We start from the raw sequence: 22,425 nt of genomic DNA on the forward strand, positions 1-22,425 counted from the left end.
AATCGTTATTTTGCAAATACACTTTCAAAAAGCTCTTCATACCCTTTTTTCATGCGTGCTGAAGAAAAATCAGTAAGCGCGCGGTCTCTGGAATTAGCGCCAATCTCTTTAAAGGTTTTTTCAGGCAAAGAAATCAGTTCGTTTATAGCCATAGCAAGACCTTCGGTATCTAAGGGTTTTATTAATTTCCCCATTTTTGCTTTACCAAAAACTTCCGGAATTCCTCCAACATCAGAAGCTATAACAGGCAATCCTGCTGCCATAGCTTCCAATAATGCGAGACATAAGCCTTCCCGCAATGAAGGGATAATAAAAATATCAAGCGCATTAAGGATTTGTGGAATATCTTTTCTGAAACCAAGAAAAAAAACCTTGTCTTTAATTCCGAAGTTATCGACAAGATTTTTAAGATCTGATTCTAAAGGGCCTTCACCAGCTATAAGCAAAATACTGTCCGGCGTAGTCTCAACAAATTTTGCAAAAGCTGTGATAAGGGTTTTCTGATTTTTTACATCAGTAAGTCTTCCTATATTGCCGAACCAATATTTTGCTCCAACATCCGGCAAGACGGCTTTTCTCGATTCTGCTTTTACCCTATCAACTGTAAATTCTTCAAAAGGAAGCCCGTTTTGAATAACTGCTATTTTTCTCTCATTTAAAAGCCAGCTTGTTTTTACAACATAATCTCTTACTCCATATGATATACAGATGATTCCGGCCAATTTCTTATTTACAAAAAATTCTCTGAGTTTTCTAAAAAAGGATTTAGATCTTCTTAGCCCATGAATGGTGGAAAAAATGGCAGGATTTACTTTTGAAAGCAAAGAAGCAGCAACACCGGCTTCAGTTGAACGTCTGCGATGGCAGTTGATAATATCAATATTTTCCTCATCAATTATTTGCCTGATTTTGGAAACCATATGATAATTATACCAATAGGCCTTTTTCCTATCTACATTCAAATAGATCGCTTTGCAGCCTTGTTTTTCAAGTCCGTTATTTCCATCATCAGCACCTCTCAAATAGCAGACAATACATCTGAATTTGTTTTTATCAAGAGCAGCTTGTGCGTTGATAAGAGGATAATTTCCATCATATTTGCTAAGAATATTCAATACATTTATCATAAGCCGATTCCTGATACAACTATCCGTGATTTTGGGAAAACATCCCATTCATACATCAGATAAAGCCTATATAACAATACCCTGCTGTTTTATTTTACGCCCAACGGCAAGTTCACCGGTGGCGCTTTTTGCCGTCCAGTGCGACGCTTTGTTAGGCAATTATTATCTTTTCCTATTTAACCTTCTGCAGGATAATTTTTTCCAAATACTATCCGCAAGTTTTATTTCTTTATCTGTAAAGTCATATCCGTCTTTCAGAATTTGTTTGTTGGTGATTTCTAATATTTCATCAATGCTTTTTTTCTCTCGCATCATTTTGTCAATGGTGGCAAGTAAATCTGCGTTATCGGTTTGGTAGGGGAGTAGAATTTTTCCTGCTTCGCTTGGCATCAATTCCAAAACTCCACCGCCATAACTACGACCAACAATTTCAGAAAAAGCCAAGGACAATGAATTGTAAAAACTGGCAATAAAAGCATTTTTGTCCGTATCTTTTTTCATAAATACACGGTGCATTGTGTCGGTTGTATATGCGTTTGCTTCGTTTAAGATTAAACGAGGGTAAAGGTTGTTTCTACGGATAAATAGCGCATCTGAAAGTTTGATGGAAGGAATTACAAACCAATCATCACGAATACCTGTTTTGTAGCCTTTATTTACGCCCATTGATTCACCCCAACGAATGTAAGAGTTAACTCCTTTGTGTCCGTTAATTTTCTCTTTGGCTGGAAATACCAATAAATGAGCTTTTGCTTTGGTTTGTCTGTTTAGCTTCCAATCTTTTTCCGTAAAAATTACGCTGTTGACTTGAACACTTCTGCCAACCATTGGTTTTGCGTATTCTTTCAGGTCGTAGGCTTCTACAACGGGCAAAGGAACGGTGAAATAATCATTTGCTCCTGTGGTAATGCCAACTTCTACACTCGCATAATTATCAATTGTCGGAACTTTTCGTTTATTTGCAATCTGTTCCAAAAAGTCAATTTCTTCTTGTTCTAGAAAGTAGTAAGTCCATTTATTTGACTTGAAATCTATCTTTTTGGAAGGACTTTTTAGGATGTTTACATCAAGCTTTTCAAGGTCTGAAGCGTCTCTCAATTCAAGGTGTTCAATTAAATGTGAATCACTTCCGTTTTTCTCGCAAAGCAATAAAACAACTTCTTGTTGTATGTCAGGGAAAACCAACTTTTCAAAAGAAATGATATTCATTTTATTGTAGAAATGAGCCAAAAACTCACGGAGTTGTTGAGCATACGATACCTGTAATAATTCGGCTGGAATTACAAAACCTATTTTACCTTTTTCTTTGAGCAATAAACTAGAACCAACCACAAAAGAAACCCAAGCATTGGTCAGTTTTGAATATTTTAGTTTAGCACGATTGAAAACTTTGATGGCTTCATTTTGCTGTTCTTCCTGAAAATATTGATAACGAATGTATGGCGGATTGCCAACCACTAAATCAAATTTCTGTGTGGTATCATTGCAATACAAATGAAAATCTGTATTGATTACATTCTTCTTGTTGAGTTTGATTTTATCAGCTTTTTCTGCTTCCACATCATCAAACTCTATAGCTGTTACCGATTTGAATTTATGGTTGTTCTCTTTCAATTGTTCGAGAAAAATTCCATCACCACAACTTGGCTCTAAAATTTCATAGTCAGAACTGCCATTGATGCCCCATTTCAAAATGAATGCAGCAATAGGTTCAGGTGTATAAAAACCACCTCTCAATTTCTCGGCTGTTGCGTTCTTAATTAGTTTCATACAATTCTTTGATTAATGGGATTAATGAATCATCACTACCTAAATCGTATAATTTAACTAATAGCTTTTCTAAGTTGGATTTCTCTCTTGCAAATTGACCTTGTAATGGAGTTAACGCTCTTTTATTTCCTGCGTTTGCATCTATTTGGTCATAAATGCTGATTAATTCTTTTTGAGTTTCTACGATTTTGTCGTGAACTGCTTTTTGCTTTGCATCTGTAAAATCAATATCTCTGATAGGAAGATTTTTCAGAACCTTTGTTCCTCTTGCTATGTAACCGCCCCTGAAGACTTCGCCATACAACGCACTGAACCATTCCAAATATTTTGAGTTGAGAATGGCTTGAATGTAGTAAATGGAATAATCGGAAGTTGTTGGAATTGCTACAACACAATACCCCGCTGTTCCACCTGATGAAATCAAAGTTCCGTGAATATCAATTGCGTATTTGTCGCCAACAGAGAGAACACCAACAATAATTTTTGAAGGAAGTCCACAACTATCCAAACTTTGATGTCTACCGTATCTGTGCCATTCATTTTTCGTTTTTGGCTCAGGCTTAATATCACGTTTCGGATTATTTAAAATGGCTTTATGCTTTTGTAAATAGCCATAAGCCAAAGGGAATTTCTTTTGAATAGTTGTTAGAGGAATTATGTCAGCGCCTGTTTTTGTTGTAACATAAGGATAAATTACCCTTGCATTCGGCTTGAATGTTCTGTAAGTGTATAAATTATCTTCGCCCGAAGAAGTTTGAAAGTAGGGTTTTGTTATTTCCTTCTCAATCTTGTAATCAACACCTTTTTTTGTAAAATAGAAATGCTTCTTATCCTCTTTAGTTGGCGTAAAAATGTAAACATCATTTGCACTGGTCTGAATACCATTGAAAATATTGTCACTTCCAACCAAATCATTAAGTTTTACACTTTGTGAAACGATTTTATTGTAAGTGTTAGTCAATTCGGGTGGCACTAAAACCCAAATTTCACTATCTAATTCATTTGTTTTCTTTGAACCGTATTTTGCAGCCTCTGGCTCTCTTACTTTCCAACTTTTCAAGCTTCTTACTTCCGCATATTGGAAAGTCTTTTGTGGTTTCTTATTCAGAATTAGCAAACAAGTGTAGGTTGTTTTGTCTGTAAAAACTTGATTTGCACCAAATGAAACAATGGAATGTAAATACTCTTTGTCTGCGAGTAATTCGCGAAGTTTTTTACCTGCGCCAACTTTTGTAAACTTACTCGGAACGATATAGCCTAAAATTCCATCATCATCCAATAAATTGATTCCTTGTTCAAGGAAAAGGAAGTATTTGTCAAACTGCTTGTAAGCTGAGTCAAAATTGGTCTTGTAAAGTGGTAATTCAAGCGGAGTAATGTTTTTCATATCCTCCGACTTCATATAAGGCGGATTTCCTACAATTACATCAAAGCGAAGTTTTGAAAAATCAAACGGATTGATAATTACCTGGTCTTTCTTATTTGTTACTTGCTTCGGATTCAATAAACTGTTTCCAAAGAAAATATTTTGTGAAAGGTCGGGGAGAACAGGTTTTGTCTTGTTGGTTGAATTTACATCTTCACCCTCAAGCAATTTGAGAAGCAAACCAAATTTGGCGGCTTCAACCGCATTATAATCTTTATCAACTCCGTAAATACAATTCAATAAAAGTTGTCGCTTAATTTCAAAAGGCAGTTTGAAAGTGTTGATATTTGTCTGAATGAGTTTTGTTTTATCGTTTTTCAGATAATGGTCAATCAAAATATCATTGAGCAACTGAAATAATTCCAATAAAAACGCACCTGAACCACACGAAATATCAGCGAATTTCAGCTTTAGAATTTCCTTGTCTGATTTTCCTTCACATTTTTTCAATACGGTATTTCGTAAAATGTCGCTAATGATAAATGTTGGTGTAGTGATAATGTCACGGTCAACATTTTCAGGTTTCTTCACTAAAATAACTGAAACGCTTTGAACAGTCAATTTTTCAGAAAGGAAGATTTCATAAATGCTTCCTAAAACATCAGAAGAAAAAACGCTGAATGAATACGGACTTTCAGGGTAATACAATTGCTTGATAATAGTCCAAAATACCGAGCTTATATTTTCAACTATTTTGTCTTTCAGTAGCTGGTTAAAAAGTCCTGAATTGTAGCGTTTGTCTGCTTGCTCAAATTTTTTGATTAAGGCCTTGAAATCATTTGAATTGGCAAACTTCAAAAGGGTTTGGTAATCTTCTAAATTTCTGTCTTCACAAACACGAAGGAAAATAATTCTGTTGATGTAACTCTGAACAATATCATTAAGTTGTTGCTCGTCAATTTTTGGCTCGTGTTTGTAAATTTCAGCACCTAAAGCTTTTCTCCATTCGTTAATTTGGCTTAGGAATAAATTATCAATCGAGTATTGATCGATTTTGCTTTCAATTTCTTTCCACTCTGTTTCAAATGCTCCTGAATAAACTGATTCTTTTCCAAGAAGCTGTTTGATTTTTTCAAACTTGCTTTCGTATTCGGTGTAATGATACTTTTTTACAAGTGCTCTTTGATAATTATCGTCTTTCTCAACTTTTACCGAGGTGTCATAAATGATCAAGTATTCAAAGTTTGAAAGAACAGAAATTTTCAACTTTGCCGTAAATCCGCATCGTCTGACTTGTTTTGCTGTGTCGTTGTTTGATTCAATAGAAACACAAGGTTTCTTTGCTTCCAAAAAATATTTTCTTTCAGAAAAAAGTCGGAAAGTGTAATCAGGTTTTTTGGAATGTTCGGAAGCGTTTGCTTTCAATGCTTCTTCCAAAATTACTTCTCGTTCGTTGGTCGGTTTACCTGCATTGTTTTTAATGTCCCAACCAAGCAACTCGAAAAACGGGTCTAAGAAATCACTGCGAAGCAGTGTTTCATTATACTTGCTTGTCAAGTAATAATTCCTGTCGGCTGTATATTTTCCTACGAGTTGCTTTATTGTCATTTTCTTCCGTTTCTTCATCATTCTGCCTAACAGCTGCCTAACAGTTGTCGGGCAGCTATAAAAAAATACAGGTAAGCTGACTTTAATCTAAAGTTCCGATTCAAAGATTTTCTCAATAAATCCTTCGCCTGCACAAATTTTCTTTCACATGCAGCTGCTTTTGCAGCCCGGTATCCTTCCCTGGCCAGTCTGTTCATCGCTGTTTTTTCCGGTACGGCTTCCTTTCCGCCATATTCGTAATAGAAGCGTTCAAGCACTTTCAACTCAGTTAAAATATTATTAAATGAAGCGGCTGAAAGATTGCTGCTGTGCCTTCGGCGTTTGAAAGTCGGTTCGGAAAGGGCAAAAAACCTGCATTTGAGCGACAGGCGAAGCCACAAATCATAATCAGAGCAAACATGAAGACTTGTATCAAATCCGTCCATGCTGTCCAAAACCTTTTTGGGAAACATCGATCCGCAGGAATGAATGAAAATATCCTGAAAAAGATATTGTGTAACATGCCCGCTATAGAGTTTGCGTGTGCTTTTTTTTGTCTCGTTTCCATGCTCGTCGATGCCTATATAACTTCCGTAAACAACAACATCGCCGGATTCACGTTTAACAATATCCGCCATGCGCTCAACAGCATCGGGAATCAATAAATCGTCAGAGTCGATAAAGGTTATATGTTTTCCCCGTGCAAGTTCAATAAGTTTATTTCTTGCAGTCGCATCACCGCTGTTTTTTTGCCAGTGATAACGTACAGTAAAACCCTCTTTTTTAAGCATTTGTTCCGTACCGTCTGTAGAGCCGTCATCAACAATAACGATTTCGTAATTGCTGTACGTCTGATCAAAGATACTTTTCAGAGTTTCTTTCAGATACTCTTTACGATTATATGTAGGAATACAAATGCTTATTTCAGGATCCATCTTTGGCATCACTTAGCAGTATAATTTAATAGATTGTTGCATATATGAGCCAATTGCAAATCTCATTATTCTTTTATGTTATTTTCAGCTCACATAAATTTAATTATATTTCCCAAAATCAGCTGCTTTTCTATCTGGAAAGCATAACCTATACATTTTTTTTCCGTTTCATTCAAGAACCTTTAAATATATGTGTTAATCTTTTCATGTCACGAAATACCCCCTTTCGTCATTCCGGCTTTTAACATGTATATAAAATCCAAATGCGGTTACCCTGGGATCAATATCAGTCTTGATTTAAAACAAAGTTGATATTAAATATATATTTATGCTCATAAAAATCCGCCAGATTTTACTTCCGCTTGATTATGAAGATAACGATATCAAACTTGCTGCTGCCGCAAAACTTGGATGCAGTAAGAATATCCTTTCGGCTGTAAAAATTATCCGCAGATCCATAGATGCCCGAAAGCGCAGGGAAGCTCCGGTTTTTTCAGTTACTGCTGAAATTGAAATCTTAAATGATTTTATACTGCCCGAAGATGTTGATATCGAACAAATCAGAGAAGCAACCGTCCCGGCTGAGACCAATATCAGAAAAATACCGGGAAAAACGAACAAACCGGTTATTGTAATTGGCGCCGGACCTTCAGGATTAATGGCAGCGCTGGTACTGGCGGAAGCGGGGCTTTCCCCGCTTTTAATTGAACGCGGAGCTCCTGTTAAAGAACGTACTCTTCAAGTTTCACAATTCTGGAAAAACGGAACGCTTAATCCTGAGAGTAATGTTCTTTTCGGGGAAGGAGGAGCGGGACTTTTTTCGGATGGCAAGCTTACTTCGCGCAGCAAGAACCGCTCAGGAGTGCGCCGTTTTCTCGAAACCCTTGTAAAATGCGGGGCTGAAGAAGATATTCTGATAGATGCGGAACCTCATCTTGGAAGCGATCTTTTAAGACAAATCGTGCAATCCTTCCGAAATCTTATCGAAACAAAAGGTGGAGAAATACGCTTTAATTCCTGCCTGGAAGGTATCCATATTGAAAAGAAAAAGCTTGCCGGAATCATTGTTAACGGAAAAGAAATTGAAACCGGGCATTGCTTACTCGCATGCGGACACAGTGCCAGAGATATTTATACAATGCTTGCAAAATCATCCGTTATGCTTGAACCGAAATCATTTGCTGCCGGAGTTCGCCTTGAGTTTTCCCAAAAACTCATAAACCGGGCGCAATGGGGCCGCTTTGCAGGGCATCCGCATCTTGGAGCAGCGCCTTTCCGCTTAACCTTTAAAAAGGATAAGTTGCATCGCGCCTGCTACACTTTTTGTATGTGCCCCGGCGGAACAGTGATATCCTGCTCATCATCTCATGGCGCTTTAACCACAAACGGAATGAGCCTTTCCAAAAGGTCGGGAAATTTTGGCAATGCCGCCTTTCTTGTCCCTGTTGATCCAAGCGATTATCAGCTCAAAAAGGACAAAGTAAACATTGCTCTTGCAGGCATTGATTTTCAGGAAAAAATGGAACGTAGCTCATATGCCGAAGGAGGAAGCGATTATTCTCTTCCTGCAGCTTCTCTTTCCGGGTTTCTTACAAAAAAATATACTGATGTTCTTACCCAGAACAGATCCTGGAAAAAAGCGAGGCCTGCAGATCTGCATAATATTCTTCCGGATTTTATCTGTGAAACACTAACGGTCGCTATTCCGAAAATGTTAAGCTTTATGGACGGGATTATACCGGAAGAAACTCTTCTTTATGCCGCTGAAACCAGGAGTTCAAGCCCTTATCGCATATTGCGCAATGAATCGGGTGAATCGGTAAGTGTATCCGGACTTTTCCCTGCCGGAGAAGGAGCAGGTTATGCCGGAGGAATAGTAAGCTCGGCTGTAGACGGGATCATGGCTGCTCAAGCTGTTATTCGTTCATTATAAGACCGTGAAAAACCAATGCACTTTCTGCAAGCCCGTCAAAATTGATCGGCCCAATTATAAAGTTTTGGATTTGAACACACTTCGTAATATTTACGTGAAGATAAGCTCTTGATTTTAAATGTGGCTGCATCAATAATTGGAATCCGGGATTCTCTTATCAGTAAACGTTGATAGTATCCGCTCTTTGTCGGGAATTTGCCGGTGTAAAAATTTGACTTAAGATCATTTATATCTGTTAAATTACCCGGAAGCAGTTTCAGATCAATTTCGTTGGAAAGTTTTTTAAAACCTTCTGCATTCAACTCAATGCCGTTTACATTATAACGCAAAAAAAGATCATCAGCAGTATCAATCACATTGTCATCATCAAAGGCCTGAAAAACGTAAAGATTAAAAAGGCTGTCCTGATTAATAAAAAGTCTTATTCCGGCTTTGGAGCACCTCGACAAACGATCGGCCTGATTTATTGCCGATGAAATCATAATACGGTTGGCATGGTCAAAAAGAAAGGCCGGAACTTTGTCCGAATAGCTGATACCTATACCAAGTTCAAGAATCGGCAACTGAAATTTTTGACTCTTCTCGTTATATCGCTTGATAATCATCAATATGTTAAGAGATATGCAACATGCCTTTGAGACACAGAACCAGCCGGAAGGAACATTTTCATACTCGAAAATCGATAAAATTACTGCATCACCTTCGATAAAATTTTTTGTTGCATCGTACTCAGAAAGTATTTCAGATATTGGATCAAAAAAATTAAGGCTGAAATATGAGGCCGGATTTAAGCCGCGTTCATTCATCTGATAGGTGATATCTGTGGATCCGCGTACGTCGGCCTTAAGCACAACATGATTTATGATGGCTGCCTTTTCAGGAGGACGTTCATGGGGCAACAGGAATTGATATAAAGTGTTGTTAACCCGTGACAGGTTTATGATCCTGTCCTCAGTGGCGATATTCACCATTTCCATACAGTTCCGGATTATCCTGAAATTGCATATATCCCGATGATAACGGGAAAAAGCTTTGAGAAAACGGATTAGAATGCTTTTATGTTGAAAAGCAGCTGCCTTTCTGAGCAGTTTGATTTTTTTATTAAGCACACGAATCGAAAAAGCCTGACCGTAGTCCTGGTTCATTTGTTTGAGGCGCTTTTTTATATTTTTACGTGTCTTTGATGAAACCAGATACTGTATGATCTGATGGGGATTCAAGGGCGGGCAGTATTTCAGATGTTCAGGCTGCATTATATGTGCAGCAGATATAAGCTCTATCAATCCTTTGCGTTTAAATATCCTATATGCATAATGTAACAGCTTCTTTTGATTTTTCATTTGCTTTTTCAAGCGCATAAGCTCATTCCGGGAAGCTTTTTGATTTTTTAAGTTCCGATAATCGGCTTTTGTTCGCAGCCAGTTAAAAAGCAAATCCATGTTGTCCTGATTTTGGATGAATCCTTCAATTTTTTCATTGTAAGCGCGCCGGTTCATATGAGTGTTTTCCTGATCCTGCAGCGGATTCGGGTTTAAGCGCTGTTCAATGATTTCACAGGAAAAATTGGGGTCATGCAAACCTATCGCATTGATTATCTGAGAAACAATAAAGATCAGAGCTTCATATTTGTCCGGATCATTAGCGCGACGGCCGAGACATAAATCATATTCATTGAGCATGATAAATGCGTTGTCATATTGTTGTGTGTGCAGGATAGGATTCGTCAGAAGGTTTTCAAAAAGCTGTGTGCCACAGCCAAATATGGCTTCAAGCATCGGCTGGATTTCATTTTGTTCAATTTCGGCCCAAAATCCGCAGATATCCTGGCCAACTTTCCGTTCGATAATTGCACGGTCAAGATGGATCTTCCGCAGGTTTACATTAAAATAGTAGGATTCTTCCCGGTAACTGTTGTTATAGTCTGAAAGGTCTTTCTGGCGCACATTTTTTTTCAGTTGAACAATCAAAGTCTCATACTGTGCCCGGATTTCTTCAAGAAGTATTTTGAGGACGGCAGTTTGAAGCAGATAAACTATTGAGATCTGTTTACTGACTTTAGCTTTATTTATTGCGTCAAGCATTAATTCTTTATAGATCTGTTTGTAGTTGTCTACCTCAACAGGCCATTCGCCGGAAAATGATTCGATCCCTTTTTTTTCGATACCGGCATGATGCGACATCAATCTATACACAAGTTTACGGGTATTATTGATAAAATCAGAACTTATCAAAACATCATACCGGATGTTATCCACTCCCGGTACCAAATGCTCTATAGAGAAGTCGGCAATATAACTTTTGAGGGGAAAATCGCTAAGTGGCGGAAATTTGAATAAGTTTTTAAAAAAATCAAACATGCGCCGGATTTTTATCCTTTATCTGTAACAGCTGTTGTGTCAGCAATATAGTTATTATCCAACTATTATGGACTTATAAACCGACTTTTTCCTGTCGGGAAAAGCCATTTTCTCTCCCGCCTTTTTTCAGTTATAGATCACCTCAATGCAAAATCCTAAAACCTCCGATGATGATATAATACCGGTCAAAGTGAAATAAGCATGGAAACCGCTTATGTTATATTGCAGAATAATAAGAAAAATAACCTGTTACGTCAAGTATTAATTAGTATCTACTATTTTGTCACACAAAAGATGCCGCTGTTGTTTCGTTATAAGCTTATTCTTACAATTACCGCGTATTAAAAATTCATTATGACAAATGCTATATAATAAGAACCTAATTGACTTTAAACTGCCTGATTGTTATTATAACCGCATGGAATCAGGAAATATAGTTGAATATATAGACTTGCAGAAGATTGTTTGTGCGGTCGTTCTGGAAGTCAAAAATCATAGGGTCAGGTTGTTAACCGAATCGAATCGGGAAGTTAATCTTTCCGATCAGCGTCTTTCCCATAGAGGCAAGATGCAAATTGACCTGTCTATGGGCAGAAATAAAATCATTGCTGCTCTCAAAGAAATTTCAAACAGACGAAGATCTCTTATTAACCATATAAATATCAAGCAATTATGGGATATGCTGAAATCGGATCATGAATGGATTGATCTGCCAGCAATGACACATTTCTGTTTTCCCGATAATTCTACATGTGATCATGAATCGGCTGTGATAAGGGCATTTTTTAATAACAGAACGTATTTCAAGTTTGATTGTGACAGGTTTTTACCAAATCCCGAAGAAACGGTTGGGCAATTAGATGAAAAAGAAAAAGAAACAGCACGTATAAACAGACTGATAGAAGAAGCGGGGCTTTGGGTTAGAAATGCAATTAACAAGCCTTTTTCAAAAGGCAGCTTAAATGGTGATAAAAAAGAGTTTGCCGAGATATTAAAATCGGCTTATTTATTCGGAAAAGACAGCCTTCATTATCAAACGTCAAAAGCTATTTTAAAAAAAGCAGGCATAGAACCCAATGATGAGCTTTTCCGGCTTTTTGTCGGGCTTGGAATATTCGATGAAGACGAAAACATTGATCTTCACAAACTGGGAATTCCTGTTTCTTTCCCTGATACCTTAACAAGCAGAGCCGAAGAAATAAAATCCCTTCCCGATAAGGTTTTTTTACATGATAAACGTAAAGACCTTACAGATCTTTTAGTAATTACAATTGATGGGCAGTCCACCCTTGATTTTGATGATGCAATCAGCATTGAGGATAAGGGGGGCTATTATAGTCTTGGCATACATATAGCGGATGTGGCCCATTTTGTTAAAAAGGGTGACCCTGTTGACAGTGAAGCGATTATCCGGGCAAGTTCGATTTATATGCCGGATCATAAAATACCCATGCTTCCGGCTGTTATTGCTGAAGAAGTTTGCAGCCTTAAAGAAGGACAAATACGTCCATGCATTAGTGTCATGGTAAAGATAAGGCCCACAGCCGACATTATCGACTATGATATTTTCCCGTCTCTTGTCAGGGTAAAGCGCCAGATGACGTATTATGATGCAAACACTGTTGTAGATGATAACAAGGAAATAGCCGTTCTTTATGATTTGGCGAAAAAATTCCGCCGTGCAAGACTGGATTCCGGAGCTGTATATATTACTATGCCTGATATCAATGTTTGGGTTGATGAAAACCGGGTGATAACATTAAACAAAATAAACAGGGAAAGCCCCGGAAGAATGATGATTTCAGAGATCATGATAATGGCAAACTGGCTTATGGCAAAGTTTCTTGCGGAAAACAATACCCCTGCCGTTTTCAGAGCACAGCCTGATGCAAAGCAGCGTCTTTACAGAGGGGAAAATGGATCTTTGTTTCAAAATTATATGCAGAGACGCTTGCTGAGCAGATTTAATCTTGGTTCCGTTCCGGAGCGACATGCGGGGCTTGGTCTTAACTGCTATGTAACTGCAACTTCGCCAATCAGGAAATATTATGATCTTATAACCCAGCGTCAGATAAGGGCGATTTGCGGCCTGGACACACCACACACATCCGAAGAAATAAATAAAATCATACAGCTTGTTGAGCAGCCCATGGCAAATGTATTAAGCCTTCAATCCAGGCGAAACCGTTATTGGCTCTTAAAATACCTTGAATCAAGAACCGGGCAGAAAGAAGAAGCCATAGTACTTGGTAAAAGAAGGAGAAGCTATCAGATACTTATACCTGAATACATGATTGAATGCGAGCTTCCGTCTTCAAGCGGTATAGATTTGAAGCCGGAGGATCTCATTCAGGTCACAATCATGCACGTTAATGCGAGAAGAGACGTTCTTTCCGTATTTATGGGATGAGATTTTATCAAATTTCCTGCGGTTAGCATACGTACCCATACCCAATCATAAAAGATTTATGACAATTGCCATAACTCAATCATTCTTTAAATTTTGTTATTTCCATCCCTGCGCTGAACTCAACTCCTTCTTCAAGAAACTTCAAACTTCCACCTTTAAACTCTACATTTTTCCATTGAATCCATTTGTCTTTAGGAGCTGAAAACTCAGTCCCTACAGGCAAAAGAAGTTTAAGGCTATATATAAAATATCCATGCTTATTGTCTGGTGGACTTATATCCGGAAAATAGTAATGAGACGGTGAGAGATTTAATTTTCCGCCGTATATTGTGCCGACTATAATGCCTGGAAATTTAGAATCCTTATGAAGTACTATTATGCTGGATGCATCCTTTTTAAATTCGGCTACCGGCATAATTATGTTCATGGAACCTTGTTTCCTGAATTTTTCCTTTGCTTCTTCTCCGGACATTGGATTATTAAGCCCAAGCTCTTCGTAAGGAAGAAGAAGCGGTTTTGCTAATGTATTTGAAGAGAACAAAGAAAGGCGCTCTTGTATTTTTTCTCTATATTCGCTTTTCGGGTAGTCATTAAGAAATTGTATCAATTTAGCTCTGATTTTCGAGTTTGAAACACTTTGAAAAGCTTTTAACTCTGTCTCCTTTTTTATACGGGCTATCGAATCCGTGGCCTTGGTTGCATAAGAACCCGCAGGATATTTTTTTAAAAACTTCTCATAACTTTCTATCGTATCGTCTTTTTTTGCAGACTCCCATTCTAATATCTTTATATTTTTAATTGCTTCAGAAACAAAAATATTATTTGGATTATATTTTATAAACTTTTCATACTCAAAAACCCGATTTTCCTGCTTTGCTTTCAACCATACGAATTCATCAATTTTTATTCTTGCTTCCGCAGAATACTCGCTATCAGGATGGTTTGACAAGAAACTGCTATATGCACTTTTTGAATTTTGCGTTTTTGTAATCCGCCAATCCTCCTGAACACTTGCACAACCGGTTAAACTGATTAAAATTAATGCTATTAAAAAAAATCTCACAATTTTCTCTCCTTCGCCGTGGACTATCCTTGAAGCCTTTCCATCAATGCTTAAAACTCCTTTGTCCCGTATAAACCATGGCAACTCCTGCCTCATTGCAGGCCTCAATGGACTGAAAGTCATTTTCGGAGCCACCCGGCTGGATAACGCATGAAATTCCTTCCCTGATTCCTACATCCACCCCGTCTCTGAAAGGGAAAAAAGCATCGCTGACCATAGCGGCTCCTATCAGGCCACCTTTTTCATTTGCCACTCTCTGATCAATTTCAGCTTTTTTATCTTTATCAGTAAAATCGTTATAGGAAATCCCGTATTGTTCAAAACAATATCTGTCTGCAAGTTTTCTGTATGCCTTGTCTCTTGCGATTTCTGCAACCCCTACTCTGTCCTGCTCACCGGTTCCTATCCCGACTGTAACTTTGTCCTTAACATAAATTACTGAATTTGAAGTAACACCTGCTTCCACCAGCCAGCCAAACAACATATCTTCATACTCTTTTTCGGTAGGCTCCCTGTTGATTTTATAGTTTGTGCCTTTATAAGAACATTCGGCAGAACGTAAATCTTTCTTTGAACGCGCTTGCGGCACAAAAGACCACTGGGCAACAACAGCACCGTCTATAAGACTTTTAAATTCAACGAATCTTTCCCCGACAAAATTATGGAGTTTTTCAATGTTTTTTATTTTCATTACTCTTAAATTTTTCTTCTTTGCAAAGATATTCATCGCGCCTTCTTCAAACTCGGGAGCTACCACTACTTCTGCATATTGCATACTTATTGCTTCTGCTGTCGATACATCAACGGAACGGTTTAAGGCGATACAACCGCCAAAAGCCGCAATTCTGTCTGCAATATTTGCTTTTAGATAGGCGTCAACCAAAGTATCGGAAAGAGCAACTCCACATGGATTGTTGTGCTTTACTATTACCGCAGCTGGCTGATTGACAAAATATCTCAAAATATTCAATGCATTATCGGCATCAGTCAGGTTTGTCTTTCCGGGATGCTTGCCGGACTGAAGCAGTTCGGCATCCGAAACAAGGTATTTTCCGGGAAGTATTGTGCCTGTTTCTCCTAAAACAAGATTACCGTTTACCAGCTTGTAAAGTACTGCCTCCTGGCCCGGGTTTTCGCCGTATCTTAAGCCCTTTCTTATATCATCAATTGTCCATGTAACTTTTTCATAAAAAAGAGTCTGTCTTTTATCACCGTCAACAAAGCTTATTTCCATTGCCGGTGTAAAATGGTCATCCATTATAGTTTTATACATTTTTTTCAGATCTTGCGGCATCTATTCCCCCTATAAATATTTTCAGCTCGCTTTATAGCGTAAACCGGGTTCCGGCCTTCGCCGGAATGACGATAAGAACTTTACATTTTATAGCACTTGCTCATTTCTTCAAAAGTTTTTCCTGAAAGGAAATCAGCAATTGTCCTGTCGTAAACTGCTGTATGAGCAAAAGCTTTTTTAGCAAGCTCAAAGCGGCTTTTTAAAGATATTGTGTTATTTTTTTCTTTCAGCTCGTTTATTATAGCAGCATAGTCTTTGGAATCGACTACTGAAGCTACTCTGAGATAGTTCTTGGCGGAAGCCCTTATCATACAAGGCCCTCCGATATCAATATTTCCGCGGGCATCTTCCACCGTAACTCCCTGTTTCGATATTGTCTCTTTAAAGGGATAAAGATTTACAACAACCATGTCTATGGGGACGCTTTTTGTTCTGGCAAGATCCGCCTTATGTGATTCATTGTAAGTTTCGGTAAGAATTCCAAGATATATCTTAAAATCAAGAGTCTTCACAAGACCGCCCTGCGTTTCAGGCTGGCCTGTGTAATCTGAAACCTGGATAAGACATTTTGATTTTTCGCCAAGAATTTCTTTCAGCCTGGCAAATGTCCCCCCGGTTGAAAATATCGTTATTTCAGGATTTATTTCAACAAGCTGCGGAATAAATGTTTCAAGATTCTTTTTGTCCGAAACACTTACAAGCACATTGTTTATTTTGACCAAATCATCTATTTTTTCAACTATATTAATACTCATAAAAGCTACCTCTTCCCATCATATTCTTCTGTAAACCGTTTAAAAAACTCCTCCATGAAAGCATGGCGCTCTTCCGCGAACTTTTTGCCTTCACAGGTCAGTATTCTTTCTCTTATTCTGTATAGCTTAACTTTATACTCCCTGTATCCGGTATCTTCTCTTGTATACGGTTTTGTATCTTCCACTTTTATATCAGGATTATGAAGCTTAGCTCCAACTTCCCCTGCAAATAAAAAAGCCCTTGCTACTCCAACAGCACCTATTGCATCTATTTTGTCCGCATCAAACAATACTTTCGCCTCAGCGGTTTCGGGCATACATTTTCCCCTGAAACGATGCGACCTTATGCAGTGAATAATATTTTCCTTCCGGGCCTGTGAAAGAAAAAGCTCTTTTATAATTGGTTCTGCCATCTGGGCGCCTTTTTCTGCATGGCATACCGCTCCAAAACTTGCATCCTGTTCGGCTCTGCCTATATCATGAAGAAGTGCAGCGGCTATCAGTACTTCCATGTCGGCTTTCTCAACAGGGCCTATACGCTCACACAGACTGCATACCCTTAATGTATGCTCCCAGTCATGGCTTGTTTTAGCACCTTCAAAAAACTTTTCCGCCTTTTTTCTTACATAATCCTTTATATTCATAAACCCTGCTGCCTGTGCATATTAGTACTCTATTCAAAACTCATAAGAGCTTCCCAGCGTTGTTGTTCCGTGGAAACGGGAAAACCTTTTTCTTTTAAAGCAGAAACCAGTATGGGATTATTAAATCTTAAATATGGATTAGCCGTAAATTCATCTTCAAGAGTGGAAGAAACAATAAGAGGATTGTATTTTTTTAAAAAGGCGTTGATATTATCATTTTGCGGTTCAATTACTCTTGCAAACTCCATGGCATACTCATAGTAATCATGACCTGCATATATTACAGTCTTTTCCGGAAAAGACATGAGCTTTTTTATCGAATCCAAAAACAATAAATTATCACCCGTAAAACAATTTCCGATAGTTCCGTTGAACAAAGTATCCCCGGTTATAAGAAAATTATCACCATGAAAGGTTACTGAATCATTGGTATGCCCCGGAGTATGGATTATGCTTAATTTTTCTCCTTCCAGCTCAACATATCCTGTTTTAAAAAGATTATCGCTATCAAGATACAATGCTCCTGAACGATCAAGAAGTGATCTTAAGCCTAAAGTATGGTCAGGATGCGCATGTGTGTTTGTAACAAATTTAAGTTTTAAATCGTTTTGCTTTACAAATGAAAGTATAGAATCAACAGCGCCGCCGTCTATTGCAACAGCGGTTTTGTTGTTATAAACAAGATAAGCAAGATTATCGGATGAATAGCGGAATTGTTTTATATTCATTTGTTCAAATCCATCATTTCTATCACGCCGGCTGCTACCAGCGGCAGCATTATTTCATGATGGCCGGTAAGATTTATGCCTTTTCCTCCCCTGGCGGTAGGCCTGTTTACTACATTGGTCATCGGACGGTACTGCCTCATAAAATCCATATTTACAGTAGTAAAATTTTCCAGATTATAACCAAGATTGCGCACCAGAGTTGTTGATTTAAGAAATACTTCAGGCAAAATAACCGAAGATCCTATGTTAAGATAAACTCCTTCGTTAAGTGTTGATACAACAGATGCAAAAGTGAGAAAATCCCTGTAAGACGCCCTTCCGGCAGCCCCTGCATCAAAACCCGGATGCATATGAATTATATCCGTTCCTATTGCAACATGAACCGTAACAGGAATATCGGACAGATAGCCTGCTGCAAGTATACTTTTATCTTTAAAAGCAAGATTATTTTCTACAATAGCTTTTCCAACTGCTTCACCCAGCCCCAGAGATTCCTTTTCCGCCCTCTTGATTGCCTCGCTTAAAAATTCTCCGGTTTCATGAGCCATACCAAATGAACCGTCGCCTATTGAAGCTTCAACATCTTCCGAGGTTCCTCCGTTTAAGGCAATCTCAAAATCATGAATAATCCCTGCTCCGTTCATGGCAACTGCCGATATAATTCCCTGTTGCACAAGATCAATTATGATGGGATTCAAGCCGACTTTAATAACATGGGCTCCCATACCTGCAAATACGGTTTTCTTGTTTAAAGAAGCTTTCGCTATTGAAGATATTACTTCTTTAATATCTTTTGCAGCCAGTATATCGGGAAGAGTATCTAAGAATTTGTTAAAAGAATCTCCTTTTTTCCAGACTGATGCAAAATCTTTAACAGAAACCTTGCTTTTTCTTCCTGATATGGAATAGGTTTTAAGCTTACCGGTGTCTAAAGGTTTAAAAGAATGCGACATATCTTAATTTGGTCCCTTCATAAACGTTAATCAAATTTTTTGCGGGTTCATCAAAAACTGCTCCGGAAACAGGTTCCTGTCAACAAGCTCGCAAATAATATGTCCCAGCAATATATGAACTTCCTGGATTCTGGCTGTTATATCGGACTCCACAGGAAAAATCATATCCGCCAAAGAAGCAAGTTTTCCGCCGCGGCCTGTTAAAACAACAGTATAAATGCCGATTGCTTTTGAAGCTTCCACTGCTTTTATAACGTTTTTTGAATTGCCGCTTGTGCTTATTCCTATGGCAATGTCGTGCTTTTTGCCAAGGGCAAGAATCTGCTTTGCAAAGATATCATCGAAACTATAATCGTTTCCTATGCTCGTCAATATTGAAGTATCGGTTGTCAGGGCAAGAGCTGCAAGAGGGAGCCGTTCTATTCTGAACCGGTTTACAAATTCAGCCGCAATATGCTGTGCATCGGCAGCACTTCCCCCGTTCCCAAAAATTAAAATTTTATGACCGGATATAAGACAATCCGATATTTTATCAGCCCCATCAATGATAAGATCAGTATTCTTTTTTATAAATTTTCTTTTCAGCTCTATACTTTCTTCAACTATATTTTCAATTATGTCTTTCATAATTTATTATTTTCCGTTTCTGGCCATCTTAATATACATACCTGATTCACAGCCAAGCTTTTCCGCTTTTTCCAATTCCAATAACGCTTCTTTATATAGATTCCGCTTCAGATAAAGTCTTCCCAACCTCAACCTGAACAGGCCGTTATCAGGATTTATCTCAACACTCTGCTTGCAAAAGGCAAAAGAAATATCACTGTTTTTATTTTCCTTTTCATATAACCAACCAAGAGAAGACAAGGAAGCCGCATCATTAGGATTAATTTTTATCGCCTTTTGGTAGGCAGCCTCTGCTTCATCTTTCTTACCTGTTGCTGCAAGGCTTTCACCAAGATAAAATAATGCAACGCTTGATTCCGGTTTTATCTCCAGAGCTTTTTCTAAATATTTTTTCCCCTCTTCATGTTTACCAAGATCAAGCAGAAGCTTTCCTGTCTGAAAATTTATTTCAAATAACTCCTCCCCAAGATCCCCCGCCTTATTAAAATACTTAAGAGCCTTTTCTTTCTTACCGGTCAAGTGATAAACAAGGCCTGCGTTATAAAGCGGCATTATCTCTTTGGGGGCAAATTTCATCGCTGCTTTAAATTCCTTAATCGCCTTTGTAAAATCCCCAAGAACTCCGTAACAGACTCCAAGGCTGTTATGAACATTAACATTATCGGGATCAAATAAAAGAGCTGTTTTAAACTCTTTGATAGCCCCGTCAATATCTCCATCCTGATAAAGCTTGTCACCGCTTATGTTCAGGCTGACAGCATCAAAAGCTACTATACTGCCCGGACCAAAAAAATCCGCATGTTCGAGAGCCTTTCCGGCATTGATTATTACATCATTTTTCCTGTATATAAACGCCGGATATGCTGCAACTCCGGTTGTTACCGTATTTACTCCCAGTTTATCAACCTTTGCTTTCAGTTTAACTGCAAACTTTAAGCATGCCGAAGCATCTTCACCAGGGAAATAGCAGCCGAACTCAAAACGTTCCGGACGTCCCCAAAATCCATTTTCGGCTTCGCATATATTATTTATTTCCCCTGCTATGTCTCCAAGCGCCTTGTCCATATCAGCCGGATTCCGGCCTTCCTGCTCAAAGCTGTCCATATTATCTATACGGACTATCATAGCAGCAAAAGCAAGAAACGGGGCAAGCTGTTTCATGGCATACTCCATAAACGGTTCTTTGCTAAGCATGCTGGGAAAAAGGGTATTTAAAATATCTTTTTGCTCATCTTCTTTTTTTTCAGTTTTGTGTTTAGATCTTAAAATGGGTTTCAGATCAGCTTTTGAAAGCAAAAATTCATTTGAACTGCTGCGGTGTTGAAATAAATCATGATAATCAGTACTTGCGGTTTCTTTCATTATTAATTCCTGCGTAAAATAGCGGTTACAGCATCTTTAATAATTATCAACTCATCTTCCTTTACGGTTCTAATATCCATGATATAATTATCATCTTCTATTCTTCCTATTATCGGTGGTATATTCTCACGCATACTTCTCTCAATAAAGTTTGCCGACATACCGGCAATTTTCATGGCTATGCATTTACTGGGAAGATCAATCAGAGGCAAGGACCCGCCACCGGCTTTGGAATTCAGATCAACAGGCTTAACTGAGAGGGCGGAATTTTTTATGCCGGTAAGAAGCCGGATTAGTTTTGCTGCACGTTTTTTGATTAAATCTACGGGAATCGTCAACATTAAAAGCGTTGGAATAAGCTGTACGGCTTTTTCAGGATCTCTGTATAATCTGAGGGTGCTTTCAAGGGCAGCAAGCGTCAGCTTATCAATACGAAGCGCTCTTGTTAAAGGATTCTTCTTAATCTTATCAAGAATATCCTTCTTGCCCACAATAATACCGGCCTGGGGGCCTCCCAGAAGTTTATCTCCACTGAAAGTTACGATGTCTGCTCCGGCTGATACCGAGTCCTGGACAGTTGGTTCTTTAGTAAGACCGTATGCCGAAAAATCGATAAAGGTTCCGCTGCCTAAATCCTCCATAACGGGAATGTTATGTTTTGAGCCAAGAGAAACAAGCTCCTTTAAATTAACATTTTCAGTAAAACCGACAATGCTGTAATTGCTGGTATGAACTTTTAACAACAGCCCGGTCTCATTTTCAATTGCACCGGCATAATCCTGAAAGCGGGTTCGGTTTGTTGTTCCGACTTCTTTTAATATTGCCCCGCTCTTTGCGATAATGTCAGGTATCCGAAATGATCCCCCTATCTCAACAAGCTCGCCTCTTGAAACTATAACACTTTTGTTTCTGGCTATTGTTTCAAGACACAACAAAACGGCTGCCGCATTATTGTTTACAGCCATAGCAGCTTCTGCCCCGCTTAATTCACATAATAATTCTTCAACAGCGGTGTAGCGAAGGCCGCGTTCACCTTTTTCCAGATCGAACTCAAGATTTGAATAGTTCCCCGCAATCAAATCAAGATTTGCAAGCGCATCAGCAGCAAGTATGGAACGGCCTAAATTTGTATGAATAACTACACCGGTTGCATTAATAACCTGTTTAAGATTGGGCGTCATCGCTTTATTTACAACATCTTTTATTTTTTCAATAACCATGGAATCGGTCAGATCTTTTTCGTTAAGGCCATGGCTAACATCTAATATTTCATTTCTTAATTTTCCTACTGTTTTTCTTATAGACAGAAGAAGAACCGATCTTGGAACATTAAAAAAAGACGGTTCCGTTTTTGAAAGTTCAATAATATGGTCTATGCCGGGAAGCATTTTTAAGAGGTTCAGCTGTTTTTCATTTAATTCCATATCTTAATTTCCGGTTATACTTTTTATTCAATATCAGGTAATAAGTTTGATGCGACAAATGTTATTGTTATCCATATCAAATTTACGATA

General features: G+C 38.3%; 16 protein-coding genes. 2 read left to right on the plus strand and 14 right to left on the minus strand.

Going from position 1 to position 22,425, the window contains the following annotated elements:
• Window positions 1-5: 5 nt before the first annotated feature.
• The 4 genes from VXK47_RS01980 to VXK47_RS01995 form a co-directional block, all read right to left on the minus strand.
• Window positions 6-1,127, minus strand: coding sequence for a glycosyltransferase (locus tag VXK47_RS01980; protein ID WP_435547098.1), 1,122 nt, complete (start codon window positions 1,125-1,127; stop codon window positions 6-8).
• Window positions 1,128-1,289: 162 nt separating this feature from the next.
• Entirely contained in the window at window positions 1,290-2,897 is a 1,608-nt protein-coding gene (locus VXK47_RS01985) for a class I SAM-dependent methyltransferase (RefSeq protein ID WP_435547099.1), read from the minus strand.
• Window positions 2,884-5,871, minus strand: coding sequence for an Eco57I restriction-modification methylase domain-containing protein (locus tag VXK47_RS01990; RefSeq protein WP_435547100.1), 2,988 nt, complete (start codon window positions 5,869-5,871; stop codon window positions 2,884-2,886). The genes VXK47_RS01985 and VXK47_RS01990 overlap by 14 nt, the downstream gene beginning before the upstream one ends.
• 26 nt (window positions 5,872-5,897) lie before the next feature.
• Window positions 5,898-6,785: a glycosyltransferase gene (locus VXK47_RS01995; protein WP_435547101.1), complete on the minus strand. Its 888-nt coding sequence runs from the start codon at window positions 6,783-6,785 to the stop codon at window positions 5,898-5,900.
• A 328-nt stretch (window positions 6,786-7,113) separates the two neighbouring features.
• Here VXK47_RS01995 and VXK47_RS02000 point away from each other — a divergent pair, with 328 nt between their 5' ends.
• Window positions 7,114-8,718 carry an NAD(P)/FAD-dependent oxidoreductase gene (locus VXK47_RS02000; RefSeq protein WP_435547102.1) on the plus strand — a complete coding sequence of 535 codons (1,605 nt, stop codon included), beginning with the start codon at window positions 7,114-7,116 and terminating at the stop codon, window positions 8,716-8,718.
• A gap of 35 nt (window positions 8,719-8,753) precedes the next feature.
• On the opposite strand, the gene VXK47_RS02005 is transcribed toward VXK47_RS02000, so the two are convergent.
• Entirely contained in the window at window positions 8,754-11,075 is a 2,322-nt protein-coding gene (locus VXK47_RS02005; RefSeq protein WP_435547103.1) for a hypothetical protein, read from the minus strand.
• 418 nt (window positions 11,076-11,493) lie between these two features.
• On the opposite strand from VXK47_RS02005, the gene VXK47_RS02010 reads away from it, so the two are divergent.
• A complete protein-coding gene (locus VXK47_RS02010) occupies window positions 11,494-13,485 on the plus strand; it encodes a ribonuclease catalytic domain-containing protein (RefSeq protein WP_435547104.1) in 1,992 nt (663 codons plus the stop codon).
• Window positions 13,486-13,564: 79 nt separating this feature from the next.
• Here VXK47_RS02010 and VXK47_RS02015 read toward each other — a convergent pair whose 3' ends face one another.
• The 9 genes from VXK47_RS02015 to selA form a co-directional block, all read right to left on the minus strand.
• A complete protein-coding gene (locus tag VXK47_RS02015; RefSeq protein ID WP_435547105.1) occupies window positions 13,565-14,548 on the minus strand; it encodes a tetratricopeptide repeat protein in 984 nt (327 codons plus the stop codon).
• Between the two features lie 43 nt (window positions 14,549-14,591).
• Window positions 14,592-15,842: an IMP cyclohydrolase gene (locus tag VXK47_RS02020; protein WP_435547106.1), complete on the minus strand. Its 1,251-nt coding sequence runs from the start codon at window positions 15,840-15,842 to the stop codon at window positions 14,592-14,594.
• Between the two features lie 80 nt (window positions 15,843-15,922).
• Complete coding sequence (locus VXK47_RS02025; RefSeq protein ID WP_435547107.1) at window positions 15,923-16,597, minus strand: hypothetical protein; 675 nt, start codon at window positions 16,595-16,597, stop codon at window positions 15,923-15,925.
• A gap of 5 nt (window positions 16,598-16,602) precedes the next feature.
• The gene (locus VXK47_RS02030; protein ID WP_435547108.1) at window positions 16,603-17,241 is read right to left on the minus strand and encodes an HD domain-containing protein; all 639 of its coding nucleotides are present in this window, start codon (window positions 17,239-17,241) and stop codon (window positions 16,603-16,605) included.
• Between the two features lie 29 nt (window positions 17,242-17,270).
• Window positions 17,271-17,969, minus strand: coding sequence for an MBL fold metallo-hydrolase (locus VXK47_RS02035; protein WP_435547109.1), 699 nt, complete (start codon window positions 17,967-17,969; stop codon window positions 17,271-17,273).
• Window positions 17,966-18,922, minus strand: a complete 957-nt coding sequence (locus tag VXK47_RS02040) for a hypothetical protein (RefSeq protein WP_435547110.1) — start codon at window positions 18,920-18,922, stop codon at window positions 17,966-17,968. Before VXK47_RS02040 ends, VXK47_RS02035 begins: the two co-directional genes overlap by 4 nt.
• 30 nt (window positions 18,923-18,952) lie before the next feature.
• Window positions 18,953-19,549, minus strand: a complete 597-nt coding sequence (locus VXK47_RS02045; protein ID WP_435547111.1) for a D-sedoheptulose-7-phosphate isomerase — start codon at window positions 19,547-19,549, stop codon at window positions 18,953-18,955.
• 6 nt (window positions 19,550-19,555) lie between these two features.
• A complete protein-coding gene (locus VXK47_RS02050; protein WP_435547112.1) occupies window positions 19,556-20,911 on the minus strand; it encodes a tetratricopeptide repeat protein in 1,356 nt (451 codons plus the stop codon).
• A 2-nt stretch (window positions 20,912-20,913) separates the two neighbouring features.
• Window positions 20,914-22,335 (minus strand): L-seryl-tRNA(Sec) selenium transferase, encoded by a 1,422-nt coding sequence (gene selA, locus VXK47_RS02055; protein ID WP_435547113.1) that lies wholly within the window; start codon window positions 22,333-22,335, stop codon window positions 20,914-20,916.
• Window positions 22,336-22,425 lie beyond the last annotated feature (90 nt).

Source organism: Desulfobacterium sp. N47 (assembly GCF_051233685.1).
Taxonomy (GTDB): Bacteria; Desulfobacterota; Desulfobacteria; order Desulfobacterales; family RPRI01; genus RPRI01.

What these genes read in the sequence shown, in the direction of transcription:
- VXK47_RS01980 (WP_435547098.1), bottom strand. Translation starts at nt 1,127, where the DNA reads ATGATAAATGTATTGAATATTCTTAGCAAATATGATGGAAATTATCCT.
- VXK47_RS01985 (WP_435547099.1), bottom strand. Translation starts at nt 2,897, where the DNA reads ATGAAACTAATTAAGAACGCAACAGCCGAGAAATTGAGAGGTGGTTTT.
- VXK47_RS01990 (WP_435547100.1), bottom strand. Translation starts at nt 5,871, where the DNA reads ATGACAATAAAGCAACTCGTAGGAAAATATACAGCCGACAGGAATTAT.
- VXK47_RS01995 (WP_435547101.1), bottom strand. Translation starts at nt 6,785, where the DNA reads ATGGATCCTGAAATAAGCATTTGTATTCCTACATATAATCGTAAAGAG.
- VXK47_RS02000 (WP_435547102.1), top strand. Translation starts at nt 7,114, where the DNA reads ATGCTCATAAAAATCCGCCAGATTTTACTTCCGCTTGATTATGAAGAT.
- VXK47_RS02005 (WP_435547103.1), bottom strand. Translation starts at nt 11,075, where the DNA reads ATGTTTGATTTTTTTAAAAACTTATTCAAATTTCCGCCACTTAGCGAT.
- VXK47_RS02010 (WP_435547104.1), top strand. Translation starts at nt 11,494, where the DNA reads ATGGAATCAGGAAATATAGTTGAATATATAGACTTGCAGAAGATTGTT.
- VXK47_RS02020 (WP_435547106.1), bottom strand. Translation starts at nt 15,842, where the DNA reads ATGCCGCAAGATCTGAAAAAAATGTATAAAACTATAATGGATGACCAT.
- VXK47_RS02025 (WP_435547107.1), bottom strand. Translation starts at nt 16,597, where the DNA reads ATGAGTATTAATATAGTTGAAAAAATAGATGATTTGGTCAAAATAAAC.
- VXK47_RS02030 (WP_435547108.1), bottom strand. Translation starts at nt 17,241, where the DNA reads ATGAATATAAAGGATTATGTAAGAAAAAAGGCGGAAAAGTTTTTTGAA.
- VXK47_RS02035 (WP_435547109.1), bottom strand. Translation starts at nt 17,969, where the DNA reads ATGAATATAAAACAATTCCGCTATTCATCCGATAATCTTGCTTATCTT.
- VXK47_RS02040 (WP_435547110.1), bottom strand. Translation starts at nt 18,922, where the DNA reads ATGTCGCATTCTTTTAAACCTTTAGACACCGGTAAGCTTAAAACCTAT.
- VXK47_RS02045 (WP_435547111.1), bottom strand. Translation starts at nt 19,549, where the DNA reads ATGAAAGACATAATTGAAAATATAGTTGAAGAAAGTATAGAGCTGAAA.
- VXK47_RS02050 (WP_435547112.1), bottom strand. Translation starts at nt 20,911, where the DNA reads ATGAAAGAAACCGCAAGTACTGATTATCATGATTTATTTCAACACCGC.
- selA (WP_435547113.1), bottom strand. Translation starts at nt 22,335, where the DNA reads ATGGAATTAAATGAAAAACAGCTGAACCTCTTAAAAATGCTTCCCGGC.